Genomic DNA, 19615 nt, shown 5'->3' on the forward strand with positions numbered 1-19615 from the left:
GTCGACGGCCTGGCCGCCAACGGCCCGGACGGCAACGGCGAAGTCGAAGCCAAGGTCCGCGCCAAAGTCGCAGACCTCTGCGCCCGATTCCCCCTGTACCCGAACCTCTGAACCAAGGACGTCTAATCATGAGTTTTCATTCCATCGAACAGGCGCCCGCGCGTCTCAATCGCAGCGAACTGGCCGTTCCCGGCAGCCAACCCGGCATGTTCGAGAAAGCCGCAAAATCCGATGTCGATGTGATCTTTCTGGATCTGGAAGACGCCGTCGCACCCGACGAGAAAGAACAGGCACGCAGGAACATCATTCAGGCTTTGAACGACATCGACTGGGGCAACAAGACCATGTCGGTTCGCATCAACGGGCTGGACACGCACTATATGTACCGCGACGTGGTCGACGTTGTGGAACAGGCAGGGGAACGTCTGGACCTGATCATGGTCCCTAAAGTAGGCACAGCAGCCGATGTCTATGCCGTCGACATGATGGTAACACAGATCGAGGATGCAAAAGGATACAAGAAGCGTATCGGGTTCGAGCACATCATCGAAACGGCGTTGGGCATGCAGAATGTCAGTGAAATCGCCGCGGCCTCGAAACGCAACGAAAGTCTGCATTTCGGAGTGGCGGACTATGCCGCGTCCACGCGCGCGCGGACAACGATCATTGGCGGTGTCAATCCTGACTATTCGGTACTGACCGATCCGGATGCCGAGGCCAACCGGGCGACACATTGGGGCGATATGTGGCACTATGCGCTGGCCCGTATGGTGGTCGCAGCCCGCGCCAACGGACTGCGTCCAATCGATGGCCCTTTTGGCGATTTTCAGGATCCCGAGGGGTACAGGGCTGCGGCCAAACGTGCGGCCGTTTTGGGGTGCGAAGGTAAGTGGGCCATCCACCCAAGTCAGATCGCCCTGGCCAACGAAGTGATGTCGCCCAGTGAAGCCGAAGTGACAAAAGCACAGCGTATTCTTGTGGCAATGGCCGAAGCCGAGACAGCCGGAAAGGGTGCAGTATCCCTGGACGGCCGTCTGATCGACTATGCCTCGATCCGCCAGGCCGAAGTCATGGTAGAAAAGGCGCGTCAGATCGCTGCCGCCTGATCCGGCCATTTCCGGGCAAATGCCTGGGCCGCTGAATGACCCCGAAGGTCCAGGTCACCTGAATGGTCAAGAAGCGGGCCGGTATTTGCCCGTGGCTTTGCCGAGACATTTGCCGGTTTCACCCAAATCGGCCACAACTTGGTGGCACGGCAGCCTTTGCGTCAACACCAAGTCAGCGGAGCAACATCACATTGGCACATTGCGATGCCGTCAGGCGGTGGCATCCACGCCATCAACAGAACCGCCAAGATCAAGCACAAAAGCCGTTATCTGGTTTGCCCGCATTCCTCAGCGCGCAAATCTAAGATCGAGGTATTTCAGAACTGGCTTCTGGATTAGGCGGATAAATTCCGCGACAGCGACTATGGCCGCGAATTCTTTGAGTGAACCTACCCTGTAAACAGGGCAGGCCCGTTTTAGTTGCGTTTGTGAAACAGACCAGCCACGCCATTGGGCAGAAAGATCACCGTCAGCACCACGGCCACACCCAGCAGCAACAGGCGGTAATCGTCAAAGCTGCGCAGCAGTTCGTTGCCGATCACCACAATGAAGACACCCAGCACCGCACCCGGGAACTGGCCCATTCCGCCTATGGCCAGCATGACCATCGCCATCAGAAAGAACTCGGTTCCCAGCACCTTAGGCGTCACCACGCTGGTGTAGTGGGCATAAAGACCACCCGCCACGGCAGTGAAAACGGCAGATACGACAAAGGCCAGCATCTTGTATTTATACTCGTTGACCCCGATCGCCTGCGCAAAGGTGTCAGCATCGCGCATCGCGATAAATGCCAACCCCATACGCCCGCGCAGTACGATGAAATAGATCAGGTAGACGCAGACAGCCCCAAAGGCCAGTGCCACCCAATACCAAGTCAGCTTGTCGATTGAGGAGACCTGATACCCAAACAGATTCAGCCAAGGGATGCCCAGCAGGCCGGTATTGCCGCCCATGCCGATGGCCTTGCCCTGCTGGATCAACGGTGGCAGCGCCAGATGCACAGCAAAGGTGAACAACGCCACATATTCGCCCTTCAGCCGCAGGCTGGGAACCGCCACGATCAGACCGATCACCGCTCCGATCCCGGCTGCAGCCACAATCGCCAACAACGGCGTCAGCCCCGCATAGATCGACAGCATGGCCGAGCCGTAGGCCCCGAAGGTAAAAAACACCAGCTGCGCATAGTTGAAAATACCGGCATAACCCAGGATCAGATCCCAGCTGGCGATCACGATGCACCAGATGAACACCAGAATCAGTATGTGGTGGACATAGCTGTCGCCGATCACCCCGCCCAACACGGCCAGCCCGGCCACGACAGCCCAAAAGACCATCGAGTCGCGCTTGAGCCCGGTGCCGGTGAAGACCGACGGTATTTTGGCAAGGGTCGCGTTAACTTTCTCGGACATCTCAGTTCTCCCACACGCCGAACAGACCTTTGGGACGGACCATCAAGACAACGATCAGCATCAACAGCCAGGCCGGCATGGCCCAGCTTGGACCGATATAGAAAATGACAAAGGCTTCGAGTACGGCCAGGATGAAGGCCGCGACAAATGCCCCTTTCCCGAATGGCCAATGCGGTTTCCGTTGCGCTGAGCTTAGCTAGATCAGTCACGAGTAATTCCTCCCGTTTTCGTTCCATCACCCGAATGTGACGAGTGTCTGGCTTGAAAACAGAATTGCGTAACCTTGGTTTCCAGCAACTGAGAAAAGCTCAGCCAATACGTGAGCGAGAAACTTGAATTAGAAATAGTTATTTAATAATAACTGCTTATCTCGGTTTCATACCGAACATATACACGCAGTGAAACTGCACTTCTATTTGTTTCTTCTCCTGGCCTTTGGCGAATGGCCGAGTGTGTTCGGAGATGCCAAGATGACCACCGCGCTCGTCGATCGGCTTATCCATCACTGCGAGATCGTCGAGACCGGCAACGAAAGCTGGCGTTTCCAGAACGGCGCATACCGCCAATCCGAAACCCCGCAGGCCCGCTGCAACCACGTCAGTTGAAGATTACGCAGTACCGAGCCTGCTTAGCACCAGAGGGGTCAATAAGGAATGCCGATTGACATTCAGCGCCTACCCTTCCCGGTTCAGCTTTAGCCAATAGCGTGTGTACCGGAGCTCACCCATGCGGGTCAGAGCGCCCTTCTCCACCAGATCCTGTAGATCTCGCGTCGTAGTGGCGCGTGACGTTCCCGTTATCGAGATATAGTTCTCTGCGCTCAGCCCTCCTTTGAATCCATCCGGCCCCGCTTTGAACAAACGGGCGATCACCTTGCTTTGGCGGGCATTGAATTGATCACGATGCCGGTCGTAGAAATGCGTCTTGGATATAAAGAAACCAACTCGTGCAAGCGATACCTGCTGTGCTTTGAGTACAGTTTCGGCAAACCAGACAAGCCATGGTGTGACGTCCAACGTCTTTTGATGGCGTTCGAGCCGGTCGTAGTAAGCCTTCCGATCTCGCTCGATCGCGAAAGCAAGAGCAATCAGGCTAGGCTGACCAATGTTTTGCGCCAGGGACTTTTCAGCCAGCGCCCTGCCCAACCGGCCATTGCCGTCTTCAAAAGGGTGAATGCTTTCGAAATACAGATGGCTCAATCCGGCCCGGATCAGTGCGCGCAATGGTTCGGGACCACTTGGTGCGGTCCGATTGAACCAGCTTACGAACTGGTCCATTTCAGCTGGAACCTGATACGAAGGCGGTGCTTCGAAATGCACCGCTGGGTGATCGAATCGGCCTGACACGATTTGCGTCGCATCCTCATGGCTCCGATAGGCTCCGATCGTTTCCAGATGCCTGTCATGCGATAGCAACATGTCGTGCCACCGAAACAAAGTGTCGTGTGAAAGCGGCTCCGCATAGGTGGAGTAAACATCCACCATCATCTCAGAAACCCCCTGCTCGCGCGGTTTGGTTGGATAGCTGTCGGGAGCCAGCCCAAGATGCCGACGCAACGAAGACTGAACACTGAGACGATCCAGCATCTCACCTTCGATCACGCTGGTTTTCATTGCCTCTTCGCTCAGAAGGTCGATACGCAATTGATCTTGATCCCACGTATTCACATGGCGCACTGCTCCAAGGACTTCCCCGGAGGACAACAGGAACTGTTGCTCGTAAGGTTCAAGTCTTGCGGCATCGTAACAGAATGTCGGCCAGTCGGGGTTCTGCCAGTTCCACATGGTGAGGTATAATAATCCGGTCTATAACTCATGATATATGAGTTTATGATTTATAGAGGTCTTTCCTATTGCTCACATTTTCCGAAATTGTTCAATCCGATCATCGATTGGAAGGGCAATCTGATGACGAAACATTTCTTCCTGTTTCACAAAAACTAAGAGCTATTTGAGGTTCGCGATAGCATTGCCTTTGGGGACAGCTCTCCCTTTTCGATCTTAGCCAACAATGAAATCAAATAAGCTCCTGGAGACTTTATATTTTCAGCACGTTGAAAGATGTATCCTAGAACGATGAAACGAATAGCTGGCCCAAACGTTGCTTTCATCGCATACCAGGTTTGGCCAAGTCGTAGATAGTCTGCGATATCATCCATAATCCGATCACAGTGGTGCTGATCTTTTGCAAAGCGTAGTTCTGAGCACAACCGTGGAAAGCTACGCTCCATTTGTTCAGGAGAAACTTGAATCTGAGAGAATTTTTCTTTCTTAACTTCCGTATTCAAAGAGTCCTCTTTGTGCCCCTCAATTTCACTGTCACTGGCCCTCAAATTTTCTGTATCTGTCTGTGTTATCTCAGAGATTTCCACAGAGATTTCTACCAGCAACTTGCTGAGTACATTCCCGTCTGGTTTGCGACGCAGAGCATTGCGTACGGTGGTCATCAAATCAGAGATCGCGGTGTCGTTTGCAACCAGTTCCCTGAGACGCGCGAGAGCGGCCGAAACCTTGTCTCGGAGTACAGTGAACTCCAGAACTCGATCAGCATGTCTCTGAGCTTCCTGGATGAACTCGGCATATCTTTCAGACAAAGGCATTAGGGACAGCCCTGTTGCTGTAACCACCCTGCCCTGTCGATCCCGGCGAGCCCAACGTTTGCCGTTTGCGCTCATGATGCGACGGATTAGTCCAAGCTCGACCAGTGCGGAAATATGGCGCTCAACAGTCTGTACGCTGACATGAGTTCGTTTGGCGATGGCTGCGTTGGAAGCGAAGCAGATATGGTGATCATCCTGGTCTGAAGAAATCTGATCCCCGCTCATGAAGGAAATCATTGCCCTCAGGACATTGAGAGATGTGGATTTTAACCCAAGAGGTTCTCTGGCCTCTTCAACCGCGCGAAGAAGTATCCATTTTTTGGGCGTGCTATTCCCCTGCCCTGCCGTTCCCGACAAGGTCGCTCCATTTGGAGCCAATGCTGATAGTGTTTTCATGATTTTCTGACAGCAGACAAAGAAAACCTGTTCACCCAGAGGTGTTTTCTCTTGTGTGGCGATTCGGGTGCTGCTAGATTCTAGGTGTCTAATCTAAGAATTGCGCTTTGCGCAGCAGCCCTCGAAACTCCGGTTTCGGGGGTTTTCTTGTTTGCCTTCCTCCTTTCTGCTCGGCCTCAGTTCTTTTTCTTGGTGTTTACAGCTGTAAACTCTGCGTGTGAGCGCTTGATGATTTCAGCCATGTTTTTGTCCAACCAGTCGGCGAAACCTGCGTTCGATCCCGCTCTTTTGACAGAGACAGTCAGCGCTCCGTTGCTGGATCTGATTGTGACGCCTTCGATTGGACTGACTTCGGCGACACCTTCTTTTTGTCGCGCACCGCGTTTGGTTGCTGCTTTCAGGAGCAATTCCAGCCGATCATCTGACGACACCGATGGTTCTACGGATGTTAGCAGGCTTGCAGCTTCATCCATCGACAGTTTGCCCGCATGAAAGTGTTCTGCGAGCGTGGTCCATTTTGGACGACCAGATTTTGGGGCTGCACCGATCAGGTCACCAATCCGTGCAGGAACATGCTGAGTAACTTTTGTCAGGTGAGATAATCCCGATTTAGTAAGGTTCAGCACTTGCCTTACCGTTGCAGTGTCATGCCCGGAAGTCAGGATTGCCTCGGCGAACCGCGCTTTTTCGTAGAAGGAAAGGTTACGCCTCGCAGCGTTTTCAAGCCCTTTGGCGAGCAACGCTGATGCATCATCGATATCCTGAACATTCGCCCGGACCTTGATTCCGAGTTCACGACAAGCCTTGAGCCTCCGTCTGCCATATATTGCCTCGTATCGACCGTCAGATTTGGACCTTCTGACGAGAATTGGAACTTGTTGGCCGCCGTCCTGGATGCTTGACACCAAGCTCTCAAAGCTGTCGTCTTCTTCGTCGGGGTTTACAGCTGTAAACTCACCGAGTCTGTCGACCGGCCCCCAATCGTCGATAAGTGCAGGGTCAATTTCTCTGATTGCGGCGAGAGACCCTTGAAGCGCACCAAGGGCAGGGGCATTGGGTCTTGGTGCTTTTTCGATGGCTTTGGAGCTGGAGCGCGCAATGGTGTTAGCGATTCCCGACATCTCTTGAAGCGATTTTCTAGCCATTAGCTGCGTCCCCATGCCTGATGGATCATGTGCTCGACTTCGGAGCCGATCGCATCCATTGAGTTCTTCGCCCGATCATAGGTTGCGCGTGTCATTTCCGACCGCACAACTTCGTAAATTGATTGTTTGAGCATTGTGGCGTCACTGATTGCGGTGCTCTTGAGCGCCGTTGCTGACATTACTCTGTCCTGAAACAGTGCTCGCATGAACGAAGCCAGCTGTTGAGATGGCACGTCGGTTGGTTCGTCACGTGTTATCAGGAACTTGAAGTTGTCATATTCGAGAGTGGCGCCGGCATCTTCGATAACCGCCATATAGGCACCGGCGAGTTCGAGAAATTGAGCCGTCGAAGACACGTCAAGCATTGACGGTGTCAGTGGCACAAGCAGTGAACTGGCGGCGGCCATGCCGGCTATTGTCAAGAACCCGAGTTGAGGCGGGCTATCAATTAGCACAAGGTCAAAATCGCCTTCCACCTGGGCCAGGGCATTTCTAATTCTCGTAAAGAACGGATGGTCTGGGTTGGAGTGGACGGCAGATTCTGTCTCAAATTCCGATAGAACAAGCCGTGACGGCGCCACAGACAGGCCAGGAAAGTATGTAGGAAGCACAACGTCCGCCATATCAACCGGATCTTCGTATCGAATAGCGTCGTAAATCGTCAGCCCGTCAAACTCTATTTCCGGGCTGATCCCGCACATGGATGTAAGCGAGCCTTGGGGATCCAGGTCAACGGCTAGAACGCGGTAACCGCGAAGAGCAAAATAGTGTGCCAGGTGAACTGTTGTGGTGCTCTTGCTGCTGCCACCTTTGAAGTTCATCAACTGCCAGACCTGGAGTTTTTCTCCTTCAGTCCGGCGGGGGATATAGCGTCCCTTTTTGCGAGAGGTCTTCTCAAGCGTTTCGCGAGCTTCCCAGAGCTCTTGGGCGGTATAGTAACGTCGTCCACTGCGCACGTCCTTTGGTTCAGGAATCGTTCCTTCTACGTGGACCTTGCGCATGAATTGACCTGAGACACCTAAGAGTTCGGCTGCTTCTGGTGCTGCAAAGTTGCGTAGTGATTTCGTGTTGTCCGGGGCAAAAGCCGCAAGAAGATGTTCCCGGATAGCCGAGTTTAATCTCTCAGATATTTCCGTGGCGAGTGCCGATGGTCGTTCTGCCGTAAGTGGTGTCACGGGAATCATGTGGTTGCCTCAAATTAAAGAATGTGGTCATTTTTGCGCCACTTGAGACAAACAGCCGTGATTCATTGCTCTAAGTCAAGGATTTTCGCCTATATTGTAGGTTTTCCAAATCGGAAGACGATATACGCTTTGCATAAGAGCAAGCCCGTTTACAGTTGTAAACCCGGTCAGGTCGGTTTCTGGGGGCTTTCAGTTGTTGAAGCTCCGCCGTAGGCGTCGATTGCATTCATGCTAGACACCTATGAAAGCTCCGCTTTGGGTAGAGCGCTTCTCGTTTGCATCAGGGTTAAGGACTGAACCTCTTGCATCATAAGACGCGAAACCGGCCACGCCAGGAAGCTGGTTGATCTGATTGGGCAAGTGTTTTCCCAAACTATCCGGCGCTGCACCTTCTGCGATATTGATGTCGTTACAGAAACCCTACGTCCGCCCGAGAGAGCGATGCATCGCGGCCTGGATAGCGGTTTGGAACCTGCGGCCGAAATGTGAATTATGTGCGAAGATAAGCCTCACGGGTTGGCCGGCCAGAGTCGGTCGCTGACCAAGAGACGACACACGGGTAAGGCGGAGTTTGAGAGTTTAGTTTGCCTTTAGAACACTGTGGAAAGGGGGGGGGCGTTCGCGACCCGTTGCAATTGGGCCCGCGCAGGGTAACTTTTTGGCGCAATGCTCTATCTTTGTTGGATTGATGCAAGGCGACAGACTCTATCCGTCCTCTTCACGTTCAATTGGCGTTAACTCAAATTTCAAAGCTGTTTGCGTAACCCTGCTGTGTTTGGAGCTGGGCGACCACAAGGCGTGATTGATGAAGTCTCTTGTTTGGTTCTGAAAGTCAGGTCTCTTTCTCCAATACGCCGACCAAGAGAGGATAAATTGCCAAAGTACCGGCGATGAGACCATTTTGATTGATTGAATGGGTGTAGGGTTCTCAATCGTTGAGCCGACAGTCTCGTTGGCATATATCGCCAAACAGGGGGCATGCGCATCGCAGCCCGTAATGTCGTACTTGCAGAATCGCAAGATCAGCTGGGGCAGAATCCGGTTGCATCCGGTCTCTGTCAGAACGCCTGTGAAGAATTGCGCGCGGGTCTTCCGCCTATGGAGTGGGAAGAAGCTGGCTGGTATCTCGCAAACTAGGTCCGCAGGAGGGTGTGGCGCAGGCTCACGTTGGAGATCTGGCAGAAGGCAGCAGTTCGAATGCGATCCGGTGTGCTTTTGCAGGGACACGAACTGAAGCGTGACCAAACCCTTTCGACTGACACGCCGCGCTGAAGCCAGCATGGCGGAGATTGCTCGATGGACCATCGACAAGTTTGGACCGCATCAGGCCGGCCTTTTTGAACAACAGCTAATAGCGCGCTACCGGGTCATTACAGAGGGCAGGGCGGCCAGTCTTTGATTGCGTTCTCGCTGCGACCATCGGTGAGTATTTCGCAATCCACCTGTTGAGAGTGGCGTGGTCCACCTGCACGCCGCGTTCGGCCACAATCTCTTCCAAGTCCCGATACGATACAGTGTACCGTAGGTAGAAATACACAGCGTACAGAACCGCATCCTTGGGGAAATGGCAGCCTACCGATGAGATCGTGTTGACTCCTGTTCGAATAACATTTGACGGGAACAAACGTCAGATCACGCATGTTCGTCAACTGGGCCTCAGAGTTTGCAGCTCATCCACAGGTCCTCTTTTCGAAATCTCTATGGTAACAAACAAAAAGCTACTATTATGTTTGCCATGAATGAACACCCCAAAGATACCGATGACTTAGAAGATCCGTCAGGATCGATCTATGATGTTGATCCGGCGCCGGAGGAGGATCTGTGGTTCCTGCCGCAGGTGCCGGACCCGGGAGCGGCGCCGACCGATCTGCCATGGCCGGTTGCCGCGCGGGAAGGATCGTTGCAGCCCGAGATCTGGCTTCGGGCCGAGCAGGTTTGTTATCGCGACTTGCTGGCGGCAGTCGAGGCCGTGACCCGGTTCGGGGAACGGCTGAGGCAGATACCGGCTGGCGTCGGGGAGCGGATTGCCCTGCAGTCAGTCTCTGCAATTCTGCGTGGCGAAGGCATCTGGCTGGGGTCGGAAAAGATCGCGCTCTACCGCGCGTTGCGGCTGGCCGGGGAGGATGAGGCGCGTGCGCTGGCCCGAGCCAGCTGGGCGGTGCGGCGGCTGACAGGGCAGGGTGTGTCGGTTCATGAGGATCTGCGCGCCTTCCTGGGGCGGGCGGAGGTCACCGAGGCCCAGGATCCCGACCCCCATGCAGACCGTCCGGTGGGTGGGGAACTGGATGCGCTTGGCGATGCCTTGCGTGTCCAACGCAACGAATTGGCCGGGTGCCATGCGATGACGCGGGCAGCTTGCGGTCTGGCCTTCTGGCGTCGCGAAGGGATCACCCCCTGGGACGAGATGCTGGAACCGGCGGTGGCGGCAATGATCACCGGGGCAGGGGGGGCAGGGGCGCCGTTCCTTCCGGTGTCGAGCGGCCATCGGTTCGATCGCTACGCGTTGAAGGAGGGGGAGGCTTTCGCCGAAGCGCGGCTGCGGGCGTTCTACACCGCAGCCCAAGCCGGGGCGTTGGCCGCGCTGATGGAACTGGATCGGTTGAAGGCCTGGCTGGAACGTGCGTGGGCGGAAACCGGGGATCTTTCGGGGCGTACGCCGCCGGCGCTGATCGACGCGCTCGCCCGGTTCCCGATCTTGTCGGCAGATATTGTAGCGCAACAAGCCGGATGTTCACCCATGTCCGCGCGACGCAACCTCAACCTGTTCACTGATCGCGGCCTGGCGCGCGAGATCACCGGACAGGGGCGGTATCGGTTTTGGGCGGCGGCGATGTGATGGGATTGCCTCGCAACTATTCTCCCGGCGTGGCAAAGGCTCTGTTGATGGCGTGGATGCCCCAATCTGACGGCATCGCAATGTGCCAATGTGATGTTAATGGGATCTGTTTCAAAGTTTTGACCATTGACCTTTGTGGTGCTAACGCCGGGGTAGCGATCGGCATCACCCAGTTGAAGGTTAGCCTGTGATTTCTTTCTAAGGTGCACAGTATCCGAAAGACGTGACACTGTTCGCGGTGTTCTTTTACGTTCGCTGTGGTGTCTCTTATCGAGACCTGGAAGAAATCATGGCCGAGCGCGGTGTTCCAGTGGACCACACCACGCTTAACCGATGGGTAACACGGAATTCCGGTGCAATCGCTGAAGAAGCACGTCGCCGCAAAGGACCATGCGACCGTTCCTGTAGAATGGACGAGACTTACATCAAAGTGAAAGGTGCTTGGGTTTACGTCTTTGGGGCCGTCGGCAAAAACGGCAAGTTCCTTGAAGGTTCTGTCGCAAACTTTGTCCCCACCTGTCAGATCGAACACAGTTCTGGTAACGCGTGCTGGAACATGACAGGAGCCGACAATGACGATCTCATTCAAGGGCGCGCATTATCCGAAAGAAGTGATCTTGCACGCGGTTTTCTTCTACCTGCGCTACGGTGTTTCCTACCCGGATCTGGAAGAAATCATGGCGGAACGCGGCGTTGATCTGGATCATGCAACGCTAAACCGCTGGGTTAGTCGATATGCCGGCCTCATTGCTGAAACAGCACGGTATGGAAAGCGTCCCGCAGACCGTTCGTGGCGCATGGATGAAACCTATGTGAAAGTGAAAGGCATATGGGTTTATCTTTACCGAGCGATCGACAAACACGGCAAAACTCTGGACTTCATGCTATCCAAACGCCGCAATAAAGCTGCTGCGACGAGGTTCTTCGCCCGCGCCCTCGAGGTGAACGGATTGCCATAGTCAAAAGTGGCGCAAACACTGCTGGGATCAAGGCGATCAACAAGATGTTGAAAGGCTTTGGCTGCCCGATCCCGATCGAAATGGTCAGGCGGAAATACCTCAACAACATCATTGAACAGGATCACCGGTTCATCAAACGAAGGATCAGACCCTTGCTGGGATTCAAATCTTTCGATTCAGCCGCATCTGTCCTGGCAGGCATAGAACTGGTCAACATGATCCGCAAAGGTCAGTTCACGCCTGAACTCCGTCCGTTTCAGCAGTTCATCCAACTGGCGGGGTAAACTGCTCACCAATTCCACTGATGCTCTGTCATCTAAAAAGTTTGCGACAGAACCGGCCGAAATCATCGATGCGGATGTTATCGCGCTCTGCGCACCTATGTATAACTACTCGATGCCCGCGTCGCTCAAGGCCTGGTTCGACCTGATCGCGCGGATCGGGGTGACCTTCAGCTTTGACCTGGCGCGCGGCGATGTGCCGATCGAGCCGATCCTGACCGGCAAGAAGCTGATCGTCCTGTCCTCGCGCGGCGAGTTCGGCTTTGCCGAGGGCGGCGAGCGCGCGCATCTGAACGGGCTGGACCCGGCGATCCGCGCCAGCGCGCATTACCTGGGCGCGGATGCCGCGAACATGGAGACCATCGCCATCGAGTACCAGGAATTCGGCGATGCCCGGTTCGACGACTCGGTGGCCCAGGCCAAGGCCCGGACCAAGGTCGTGGCCGCGCAAGTCGCGGCGTAAAGATGCAAGTTTTCCCAATTGTCCAATACTATGCTTGTTGGACAATTGGGAATTATCGACCGCGTTGCACGAATAGTGCCTGGGCCGCATTTGCCCCTTTCCCCGGTTCGCTATGCGACACGTTCATAGGTCGCACGACCCAGGCGGGTCATGCGGTTGAGGGCTTTGACAGCGATCTTGGTTTCGGTTGTCTGGGACTTCGGTTTGCCGAAGCGGCAGGCCGAGCACCACTCGCAAGGCAAGACACATCTCGCGAGTACCGTTGCTGAGCACCGCGCTTGCCTAAGCGTTCGGCAGACCATCCAGACACCATGTCCCCACCAAACCAGACCGTGACATCCCTGCGCTACCGCAGCGCCTCGTTGTACCCGGTACGTTTCGTCACACGGTACTTTGCCTTCGCAAACCTATCCCACCGCGCCGCATTGAAATTGAAAAGTATCCCAGCATCCCGCAGTCAATTCGAAGGACTGGCTACGCATCGGAAACGATTTGTGCAACACGCTCAATGTGAATGGTCCTTACCTTAAGCGTATGAACACAGTTTTGAGGTTGTCAGCTTGGCCCGAACCAACGCTTCGGCAAATGTCACAGCGCAGGCAACGCCGTCGACTATAGGTAGTCCAAATTCCTCGGACAGGTGTGTCATAAGATTTGTCATCCCCGCACACCCCAGAACAATGGCTTCTGCCCTGTCCTCGTCAATTGCGGCGCGGATCTCCGCCCTGATTTTGTCGACTGTTTTGGGATCGTTTTCCTCCAGCTTGAGGACGGGCACATCCGATGCGCGAACACGGACACAGCGGCGGTCCAGTCCATAGCGCAACAGATTGGCCTCCAGACCTGCAAGCGAGCGGGACAAGGTCGTGATGACACTGAATTTCGGGCTGATCATCGACGCAGCGTGATAGGCCGCTTCTCCAACTCCGATCACTGGGGCCGATGTAACGCAGCGCACCGCGTCAACGCCTGTATCGTCGAAACAGGCGACCACAATGGCGTCGACGTCCGGATAGCCCGCCACAACGTCCAGCAGGCCCGGCACACAGGTCGTCACATCCAGATATCCCTGGATACTCGGCGGGCCACTTGTCGAATTGGTCGCGATGATTTCGGTGTCGGGATGTGCGGCAGCTCGGGCTGCTGCTTCGATTTTTCGCGTCATCGAGCTTGTGGTGTTAGGATTGACGACAAGAATTTTCACGACACCCTCACACTTCTCCGCCCAGATAGGCAGCCTTGATCCGCGGATCGGTCAAAAGTTCCTTGGAGTTGCCCGAGATAACCACGTTCCCGGTGGTCAGAGCATAGGCGCGATGTGAAATCGACAGCGCCATGCGCGAGTTCTGTTCGACCAATAGGACGGACACACCCTCATCACGGTTGATGGCGACGATGGACCGGGCAATATCCTGCACCAGCTTTGGTGCGATTCCCAATGACGGCTCATCCATCAGTAACAGACGAGGTTTAGCCATCAAAGCGCGTCCAATTACCATCATCTGTTGTTCCCCACCCGACAAGGTACCGGCGGATTGAGAGTAGCGTTCCTTCAATCGCGGAAATCTTTCCAGTACCGAGTCCAGAGTGTTCCGAATTTCGGATTTGTTCGAACGCGTGAACGCCCCCATCAGCAGATTGTCTTTGACCGTCATAAATGGAAAAACACGTCGGCCTTCCGGCACCATGGAAATGCCCCTGGACACAATATCCGCCGGGTTCTTGCCATCAATCGTATCGCCCTCGAAGGCCACCGAACCGGATTTGATCCGCGCCAGACCGGTTATCGCCCGCAGGATCGAGCTTTTCCCCGCTCCGTTGGCACCGATCAGGGCAACGGTTTCGCCTTGCTCCAAGTCGATAGATACGCCTTTGAGCGCATAGACATGATCGTAGTAGAGTTCGACATCCTTGAATTCCAACATCTTGGTCATGGTTCAGATCCCGATCTCATCATCGGCGCTGCCCAGATACGCCTCGATGACCTTTTCGTTATTCTGGATTTCCGCAGGCGTACCTTCGGCGATCATCTCGCCAAAATTCAGAACGACGATCCGGTCGGAGATGTTCATTACCGCGGGCATATCGTGCTCCACCAGCAATACAGTGACCCCCCGATCATCGCGGACCTTTCGCACCAGATTGACCATTTTCATGGTCTCGTCGTGGTTCATGCCTGCGAAGGGTTCGTCCAACAGCAGAACCTGGGGATCGGTGGCAAGACCAATGGCAATACCCAGCGCCCGCAAGTTACCTTGCGGCAGGTTCGAAGCCTGTTCATTGGCAATCTCGGTCATGCCAAGGAATTCGATCAGATCATCGGCATACTGACCGAAGCTTTCTACGTCTTCATGAGCTGTCCTGGTACCCCAGAAATACCCCGCCAAGGACGCGCGTGATCGCAGATGCTGGGCGACAACGATACTTTCGCGAACCGTCATCGATTTGAAGATGGTGGTCTCCTGAAAGGTGCGAACGACACCCTTTCGCGCCACCACATGCGGCTTCAGGTTCGATATGCGCTCGCCCCTGAACAACACCTCGCCCGAGGTCGTGGGCAGGAAGGACGAAATCATCTTGAACAAGGTACTCTTGCCCGCTCCGTTCGGCCCGATCACCGACAGGATTTCATTTTCATTGACGTTGAACGAGACATCGCTGTTTGCAGTCAAACCGCCGAATTTCTTGGTGACATGGCGGACTTCCAGAAGATGGCTCATTTGTCCGCTCCTTTCCTGCCGGGCAGTCGCAGGCTGAGCAGCCCGTTAGGCAGAACCAGCATCAGAAAGATCAACAGGCTGGAATAAGCCAGCAATTGGAAGCGACCGAGTTCAAACAGCAGGTCCCACCCAAAATACAACACCAGCGTGCCTAACATCGGCCCGAAGACGTATCCAAGACCGCCGAGGAAACAGTTCAGCATGAAGTTCACACTATCGGCGACCTGAAAGCTGGAGGGATAGACCGACTGAGCGATCGAGCCGAACATCGCCCCGCCAATGCCTCCAAGAAAAGAGGATATGGCGAACACGATGACCCGGATATAGGAGATGTTGACTCCGATCGAACTGGCCAGTTCTTCATTCTGTTGCATCGATCGGCACAGATGACCAAGCCGCGAATTCACCAACCGGTACATGGCGGCGAAGGTAAGAACCATCAGTACGCAGGCGGAATAATAAAACGCCAGCCTGGGGTTCTCGAGCGTTGAAAAGTCCGGGACTAATGTCAGGCCAAGGATTGATACGCCTCCCGGCAGCGGGATCGAGGTAATCCCTTTGGCACCGTTGGTGATGGGAAGCGCCAGCGCGGTCAGCGTTACCACCTGTGTCAGCACCAGAGAGATCATTGCAAAATAGACACCGCGCAAACGCAGGATTGGAACGCCGATTACGACCGCCACTGCGGCTGCAAACAGCCCCGCCAGGGGTAGCGATAGCCAAAAGGATATACCTGCTTTTGTTACCAGTATGGCCGAGACATACGCCCCGATCAGGGCAAAAGCACCCTGACCGATATTGATGCGGCCAATATAGAACGTCAGCCAGACACCGGCACTGGCGATGGACAAGAGCGCCACCGAGGTCAGTGTGTAGTAGAAATCCGATCGACCCGAGACCGCTATGAAAGCCGGCACCGCGACAAAGATCGCCAGAAGGAAAACAACCACTGCGACCATCTGGGTTATGTTCAGTTTTGACACGGTCTCATCCCCACGGCTTGCCCATCAGCCCTTGCGGACGAATGGCCAGGAAAATCATCAGGGACACAAAGATAAGCAAATAGGTGATGTCTCCGTATTGCGAGAGAACGGCCAAACCGATGGCCTCGAGAAACCCAAGAATAATGCCTCCGGCGATGGCGCCGGAAATCACCCCTGCGCCGCCGATCATCACCATCATGAAGGCCTTGATCGAGGTTGGCCCGCCCATGCCGAGGTTAACCCCGGTAATGGTTACCAACAGCCCACCAACCAGGCCTGCCAGCATTGCGCCAAGAGCGAAGCCGATCATCGAGTAACGAGCAACATTGACACCCATCAATTGTGCTGCTGTGCGGTCCTGAGCCAAAGCCCGCAAGGCTCGCCCGGTTTTGGAATATTGCATGAACAGGATGAAGCTAATGATCGACAGGATGGCCAGAACGCAAATCAGAATGCGATCGTATGGCATGATGATCCTGAAATCCCAATTCAGCACACCGTTGACGATCTTGGGCACCCCACGCTGCTTTTCGCCAAAGACCAGCAGAATAACGGCATCGAACAGAAATGCCAGGCCGGCGGCCAAAAGCATGGTGCTTTCTTCGCGAGCAGACCTCCGAATGACCGGCGCAAACAGAAATTTTTCAATCAGGGCGCCAAGAACGGCAAGAGTGATGCAGGAGACCAGCAGCGCAAGTACGAACGGCCATCCGAGTTGGCCATAAAATGTGTATGTCACGAATCCGCCTAGGACGTACATTTGACCGTGGGCAAAATTCAACACGTTCATCAGGGCGAAAATCAGCGTCAGACCCAAGGCTATCATCGCATATTGCGCGCCCAGATAGATGCCATTTGCTATGATCTGTTCCATGTGAATCCAGAATAAGGTTCGGTTTCCCCGAGCCTTTGACAGGCTCGGGGTGTGAGTGGCTCGAAGGTTTGTTGCGTGACGGTGAGAATGCCTCAGTCGACTTCGGCGACGAAAAGCGTTTCAAATTCGCCGTCCTGATAGACATTCACCACAAGCGGCACCGCGATCTGTCGTTTTTGCCCGAAAGACGTTGTCCCCACATACCGCATCGTAGCATCACCTTTCATGAAGGGGTTTGGTGCTTCGAACGTATCCATCGTGGTCTGAAACGCCTTGACGTCGTCAATGCCGGCCGGATTGGCGTTCAATGTCGCCAGAATGTATTCGAGCGCGTAAACCTTGGTGTTCGACTCGTCGTTATATTCTCCGAACATGTCGGTATAGCGCTTAACGAACTCCTTCATGTCGTCAGAAGCAATCTCGGGCGTCGACGCGCCACCGACGGAAATGAACCCGTTGGCCAGTTCCCCAGCTCCTTCGCGCAGCACAGTGGCATCCTGCGCCGTTTCGGTGGAGATGATACCTTGAAAGCCAAGCTCTCTTGCCGATCGGATCAGTTGCGGCGCATTTGCAGGCGAAACGCCGGAAAGAACCAGCAAATCGGGTTGGGTACGCATGACGGGTGTCAGCACCGGCGTGAAGTCTGTGGTGTCGACCTGATAGGTCACGTTGTCCGAAACAACCTCAAGCCCGAGGGCTTTGGCAGCTTCGACGCCACCGTCCCGCTGGCTCAGCGGGTCGGACTCATTCGCGGCCACGAAAGCGACGGATTTCACACCCTTTTCATCCCGCAAATACTTGTAGATCGCGGGGCCTGATTGATAGTTGGCGACCATGCCCAATACCGCGTTCGATGCGGGCGCGGAGTAAAGCTCCTTTGGAAATGCATAAGGGAAATACATGATCCCCTGCGATTCCGCGACAGGGCGAACTGCGGCGGCGCCATCATCCACGTTGGGGCCGACAACATAGTGTATGCCTTCCTGCGCCATCTTCTCCATTCCGGCAATGGCGCGCTTGGGATCCTTTTGATCATCGAAGGATACGATTTCGATGTCATAGGTGGTATCACCGATCTTGTAGCCACCGCTCTCATTGATCCAAGCGGCCCGCGCTTCCATCGAGCGTTGGTTCGAGATTCCCCACGCCGCGGCAGGCCCCGAGGTCACTCCGACAAAGCCGATTTTCAGAACCGGGTTTTCCGCCCAGGCTGCCGAGCCAAGCATGGATGCTGCCAAAGCCAAAGCAGCCGATGATTTCATCAGATTTCTGCGTTTCATTAGTTCCTCCCTAGTGAGGTCTCGGCGCCTCTTTCGGGCGCTTTGGTATAAAAGATGCATCACGGGTCGAATCCCGGCCAGCGCTTCAAGTTCTGCATTGTTAACAATCAGTGTCAACAGTTTTTGATGACAATGCCGTTGATATCGTCAACACAAAGTTAGTATATTGTGAGAAGATAACTTGGCAGTTATTCACAATTTTCAGACCGTTTCTGCCGGAATGGAGTGAAATGACGAGCGACGCGGAACAGAAAATCGACACTGTGCAAACCGATCCTGACGAGCAGATGATCGTAGATCGGATCTATTCCGCAGTGATGGAACGAAAGCTTGCCCCAAAGACAAAGCTTAGCGAACTGGCTTTGTGCGAAACCTTTGGTGTGGGCCGGATGCGGGTGCGCCGCGCGTTGCTTTTGCTCAGTAGTCAAGGCATCGTTGATCTGCATTCAAATCGAGGGGCCTATGTCGCATGCCCAAGCGCCGACGAAGCCCGAGAGGTTTTCGTAGCCCGGCTGTTGATAGAAACCGGGATCGTGCGGGAACTAGCGCGTGGAATAAACGACACCGGCGTTAAGATATTGCGCGCACACGTAAAAAAGGAAGAAGAAGCCAGGCAAAGTGGCGACCGGTCCGAAATCATCCGGCTATCCGGAGCGTTTCACGTTGAATTGGCCAAGTGTCACGGAAACTCGGTTTTGACACGTGTGGTGCGTGAACTGGTTACCCGTACGTCGCTGATCGTTGCTCTGTTCGGCACGAACCGCGCCTCCACATGCCCGGAAAATGAACATGCGTCGATTATCGACGCCATGATTGAAGGGAACCCGGACGCTGCCGAAAATTCGATCCGCCACCATATCCTGCATGTTCAGAACGGCTTGGATCTGAACCAATCCCAAAAGGTCGAACCGGATCTGGCAAAAATCCTTACCGGCCGCTTATAGGAGTTGCGTGAAAACGTAACCGGGCTGGCGACGCCAAAAGCTTCTGATGATTGGCGAAATCGACAGCCAATGTGGGGAATGGCGGAAACCACTCAGATCAAAATACGTTTCATGAAGCTGTTGAACGCCTGTATCAGGGGATTGCCTTTGTTGCTGGGATGGTACAGGCACCAGATTTCGGAGAACTCGTCGATGTCAATTCCTTCCAACCTGACAAGCCCATCGGTCAAAACGGGTAGATCGGGAAGCAGAGACACTCCCAGGTTCATTCGCACAGCGTCAATCAAAAGGCTCATCGAGTCGAAACTGGTAGTCGACGCGCTTTTGAGGCTCCCCATTTGAATGGGTCCACCGTTAAGATTAGGAAACGGAGGATCAGAAATGGCAAACAAGCGACCGAAGCCTGAAGAAATTGTCTCGAAGTTGCGGCAGGTTG

16 protein-coding genes and 4 pseudogenes are annotated in these 19615 nt (G+C 54.6%); 7 read left to right on the forward strand and 13 right to left on the reverse strand.

The features are described from left to right. The first annotated feature begins 128 nt into the window (after positions 1 to 128). A complete protein-coding gene (locus ACR0LZ_RS20790; RefSeq protein WP_480752140.1) occupies positions 129 to 1106 on the forward strand; it encodes an HpcH/HpaI aldolase/citrate lyase family protein in 978 nt (325 codons plus the stop codon). Between the two features lie 416 nt (positions 1107 to 1522). On the opposite strand, the gene ACR0LZ_RS20795 is transcribed toward ACR0LZ_RS20790, so the two are convergent. Further along, complete coding sequence (locus ACR0LZ_RS20795) at positions 1523 to 2515, reverse strand: branched-chain amino acid ABC transporter permease (protein ID WP_480752141.1); 993 nt, start codon at positions 2513 to 2515, stop codon at positions 1523 to 1525. Positions 2516 to 2943: 428 nt separating this feature from the next. Between ACR0LZ_RS20795 and ACR0LZ_RS20800 the strand changes: the two are divergent. After that, positions 2944 to 3120, forward strand: a pseudogene (locus ACR0LZ_RS20800) (ATP-binding protein); the annotation flags it as partial. 69 nt (positions 3121 to 3189) lie between these two features. Here the strand turns inward: ACR0LZ_RS20800 and ACR0LZ_RS20805 are convergent. From ACR0LZ_RS20805 to ACR0LZ_RS20825, 5 genes and pseudogenes are all read right to left on the reverse strand, one after another. Then, positions 3190 to 4299: a DUF4172 domain-containing protein gene (locus ACR0LZ_RS20805; RefSeq protein ID WP_480752143.1), complete on the reverse strand. Its 1110-nt coding sequence runs from the start codon at positions 4297 to 4299 to the stop codon at positions 3190 to 3192. A 155-nt stretch (positions 4300 to 4454) separates the two neighbouring features. Further along, the gene (locus tag ACR0LZ_RS20810) at positions 4455 to 5510 is read right to left on the reverse strand and encodes a helix-turn-helix domain-containing protein (RefSeq protein WP_480752144.1); all 1056 of its coding nucleotides are present in this window, start codon (positions 5508 to 5510) and stop codon (positions 4455 to 4457) included. A gap of 176 nt (positions 5511 to 5686) precedes the next feature. After that, a complete protein-coding gene (gene repB / locus ACR0LZ_RS20815; protein WP_480752145.1) occupies positions 5687 to 6655 on the reverse strand; it encodes a plasmid partitioning protein RepB in 969 nt (322 codons plus the stop codon). Then, a complete protein-coding gene (gene repA, locus ACR0LZ_RS20820) occupies positions 6655 to 7839 on the reverse strand; it encodes a plasmid partitioning protein RepA (protein ID WP_480752146.1) in 1185 nt (394 codons plus the stop codon). The genes repB and repA overlap by 1 nt, the downstream gene beginning before the upstream one ends. Positions 7840 to 9232: 1393 nt before the next feature. Further along, positions 9233 to 9445: pseudogene (locus tag ACR0LZ_RS20825) on the reverse strand (IS6 family transposase); the annotation flags it as partial. A gap of 120 nt (positions 9446 to 9565) precedes the next feature. Between ACR0LZ_RS20825 and ACR0LZ_RS20830 the strand changes: the two are divergent. The 4 genes and pseudogenes from ACR0LZ_RS20830 (at position 9566) to ACR0LZ_RS20845 (ending at position 12378) form a co-directional block, all read left to right on the forward strand. After that, the gene (locus tag ACR0LZ_RS20830; RefSeq protein ID WP_480752148.1) at positions 9566 to 10675 is read left to right on the forward strand and encodes a helix-turn-helix domain-containing protein; all 1110 of its coding nucleotides are present in this window, start codon (positions 9566 to 9568) and stop codon (positions 10673 to 10675) included. A 223-nt stretch (positions 10676 to 10898) separates the two neighbouring features. Next, positions 10899 to 11165, forward strand: a pseudogene (locus ACR0LZ_RS20835) (DDE-type integrase/transposase/recombinase); the annotation flags it as partial. Positions 11166 to 11247: 82 nt separating this feature from the next. Then, a pseudogene (locus tag ACR0LZ_RS20840) lies at positions 11248 to 11918 on the forward strand (IS6 family transposase). A gap of 79 nt (positions 11919 to 11997) precedes the next feature. Continuing rightward, on the forward strand, positions 11998 to 12378 hold the full coding sequence (locus tag ACR0LZ_RS20845) for an NAD(P)H-dependent oxidoreductase (RefSeq protein ID WP_480752158.1): 381 nt from the start codon (positions 11998 to 12000) through the stop codon (positions 12376 to 12378). Between the two features lie 526 nt (positions 12379 to 12904). Here the strand turns inward: ACR0LZ_RS20845 and ACR0LZ_RS20850 are convergent. From ACR0LZ_RS20850 to ACR0LZ_RS20875, 6 genes are all read right to left on the reverse strand, one after another. Then, on the reverse strand, positions 12905 to 13582 hold the full coding sequence (locus ACR0LZ_RS20850) for an aspartate/glutamate racemase family protein (RefSeq protein WP_480752149.1): 678 nt from the start codon (positions 13580 to 13582) through the stop codon (positions 12905 to 12907). Between the two features lie 7 nt (positions 13583 to 13589). Beyond that, positions 13590 to 14312, reverse strand: a complete 723-nt coding sequence (locus tag ACR0LZ_RS20855) for an ABC transporter ATP-binding protein (protein WP_480752150.1) — start codon at positions 14310 to 14312, stop codon at positions 13590 to 13592. Positions 14313 to 14315: 3 nt separating this feature from the next. Beyond that, positions 14316 to 15098: an ABC transporter ATP-binding protein gene (locus ACR0LZ_RS20860; RefSeq protein ID WP_480752151.1), complete on the reverse strand. Its 783-nt coding sequence runs from the start codon at positions 15096 to 15098 to the stop codon at positions 14316 to 14318. Continuing rightward, a complete protein-coding gene (locus tag ACR0LZ_RS20865) occupies positions 15095 to 16072 on the reverse strand; it encodes a branched-chain amino acid ABC transporter permease (protein ID WP_480752159.1) in 978 nt (325 codons plus the stop codon). The genes ACR0LZ_RS20860 and ACR0LZ_RS20865 overlap by 4 nt, the downstream gene beginning before the upstream one ends. A 13-nt stretch (positions 16073 to 16085) precedes the next feature. Then, positions 16086 to 16955: a branched-chain amino acid ABC transporter permease gene (locus ACR0LZ_RS20870; RefSeq protein WP_480752153.1), complete on the reverse strand. Its 870-nt coding sequence runs from the start codon at positions 16953 to 16955 to the stop codon at positions 16086 to 16088. Between the two features lie 92 nt (positions 16956 to 17047). Then, positions 17048 to 18235 (reverse strand): ABC transporter substrate-binding protein, encoded by a 1188-nt coding sequence (locus tag ACR0LZ_RS20875; RefSeq protein ID WP_480752154.1) that lies wholly within the window; start codon positions 18233 to 18235, stop codon positions 17048 to 17050. Positions 18236 to 18465: 230 nt separating this feature from the next. On the opposite strand from ACR0LZ_RS20875, the gene ACR0LZ_RS20880 reads away from it, so the two are divergent. Then, positions 18466 to 19179 (forward strand): GntR family transcriptional regulator, encoded by a 714-nt coding sequence (locus ACR0LZ_RS20880; protein ID WP_480752156.1) that lies wholly within the window; start codon positions 18466 to 18468, stop codon positions 19177 to 19179. A 92-nt stretch (positions 19180 to 19271) separates the two neighbouring features. Here the strand turns inward: ACR0LZ_RS20880 and ACR0LZ_RS20885 are convergent. After that, positions 19272 to 19615 (reverse strand): hypothetical protein (locus ACR0LZ_RS20885; protein WP_480752157.1); only part of this gene is annotated, 344 nt, incomplete at its 5' end.

This window comes from Ruegeria sp. CI1 (assembly GCF_056536925.1).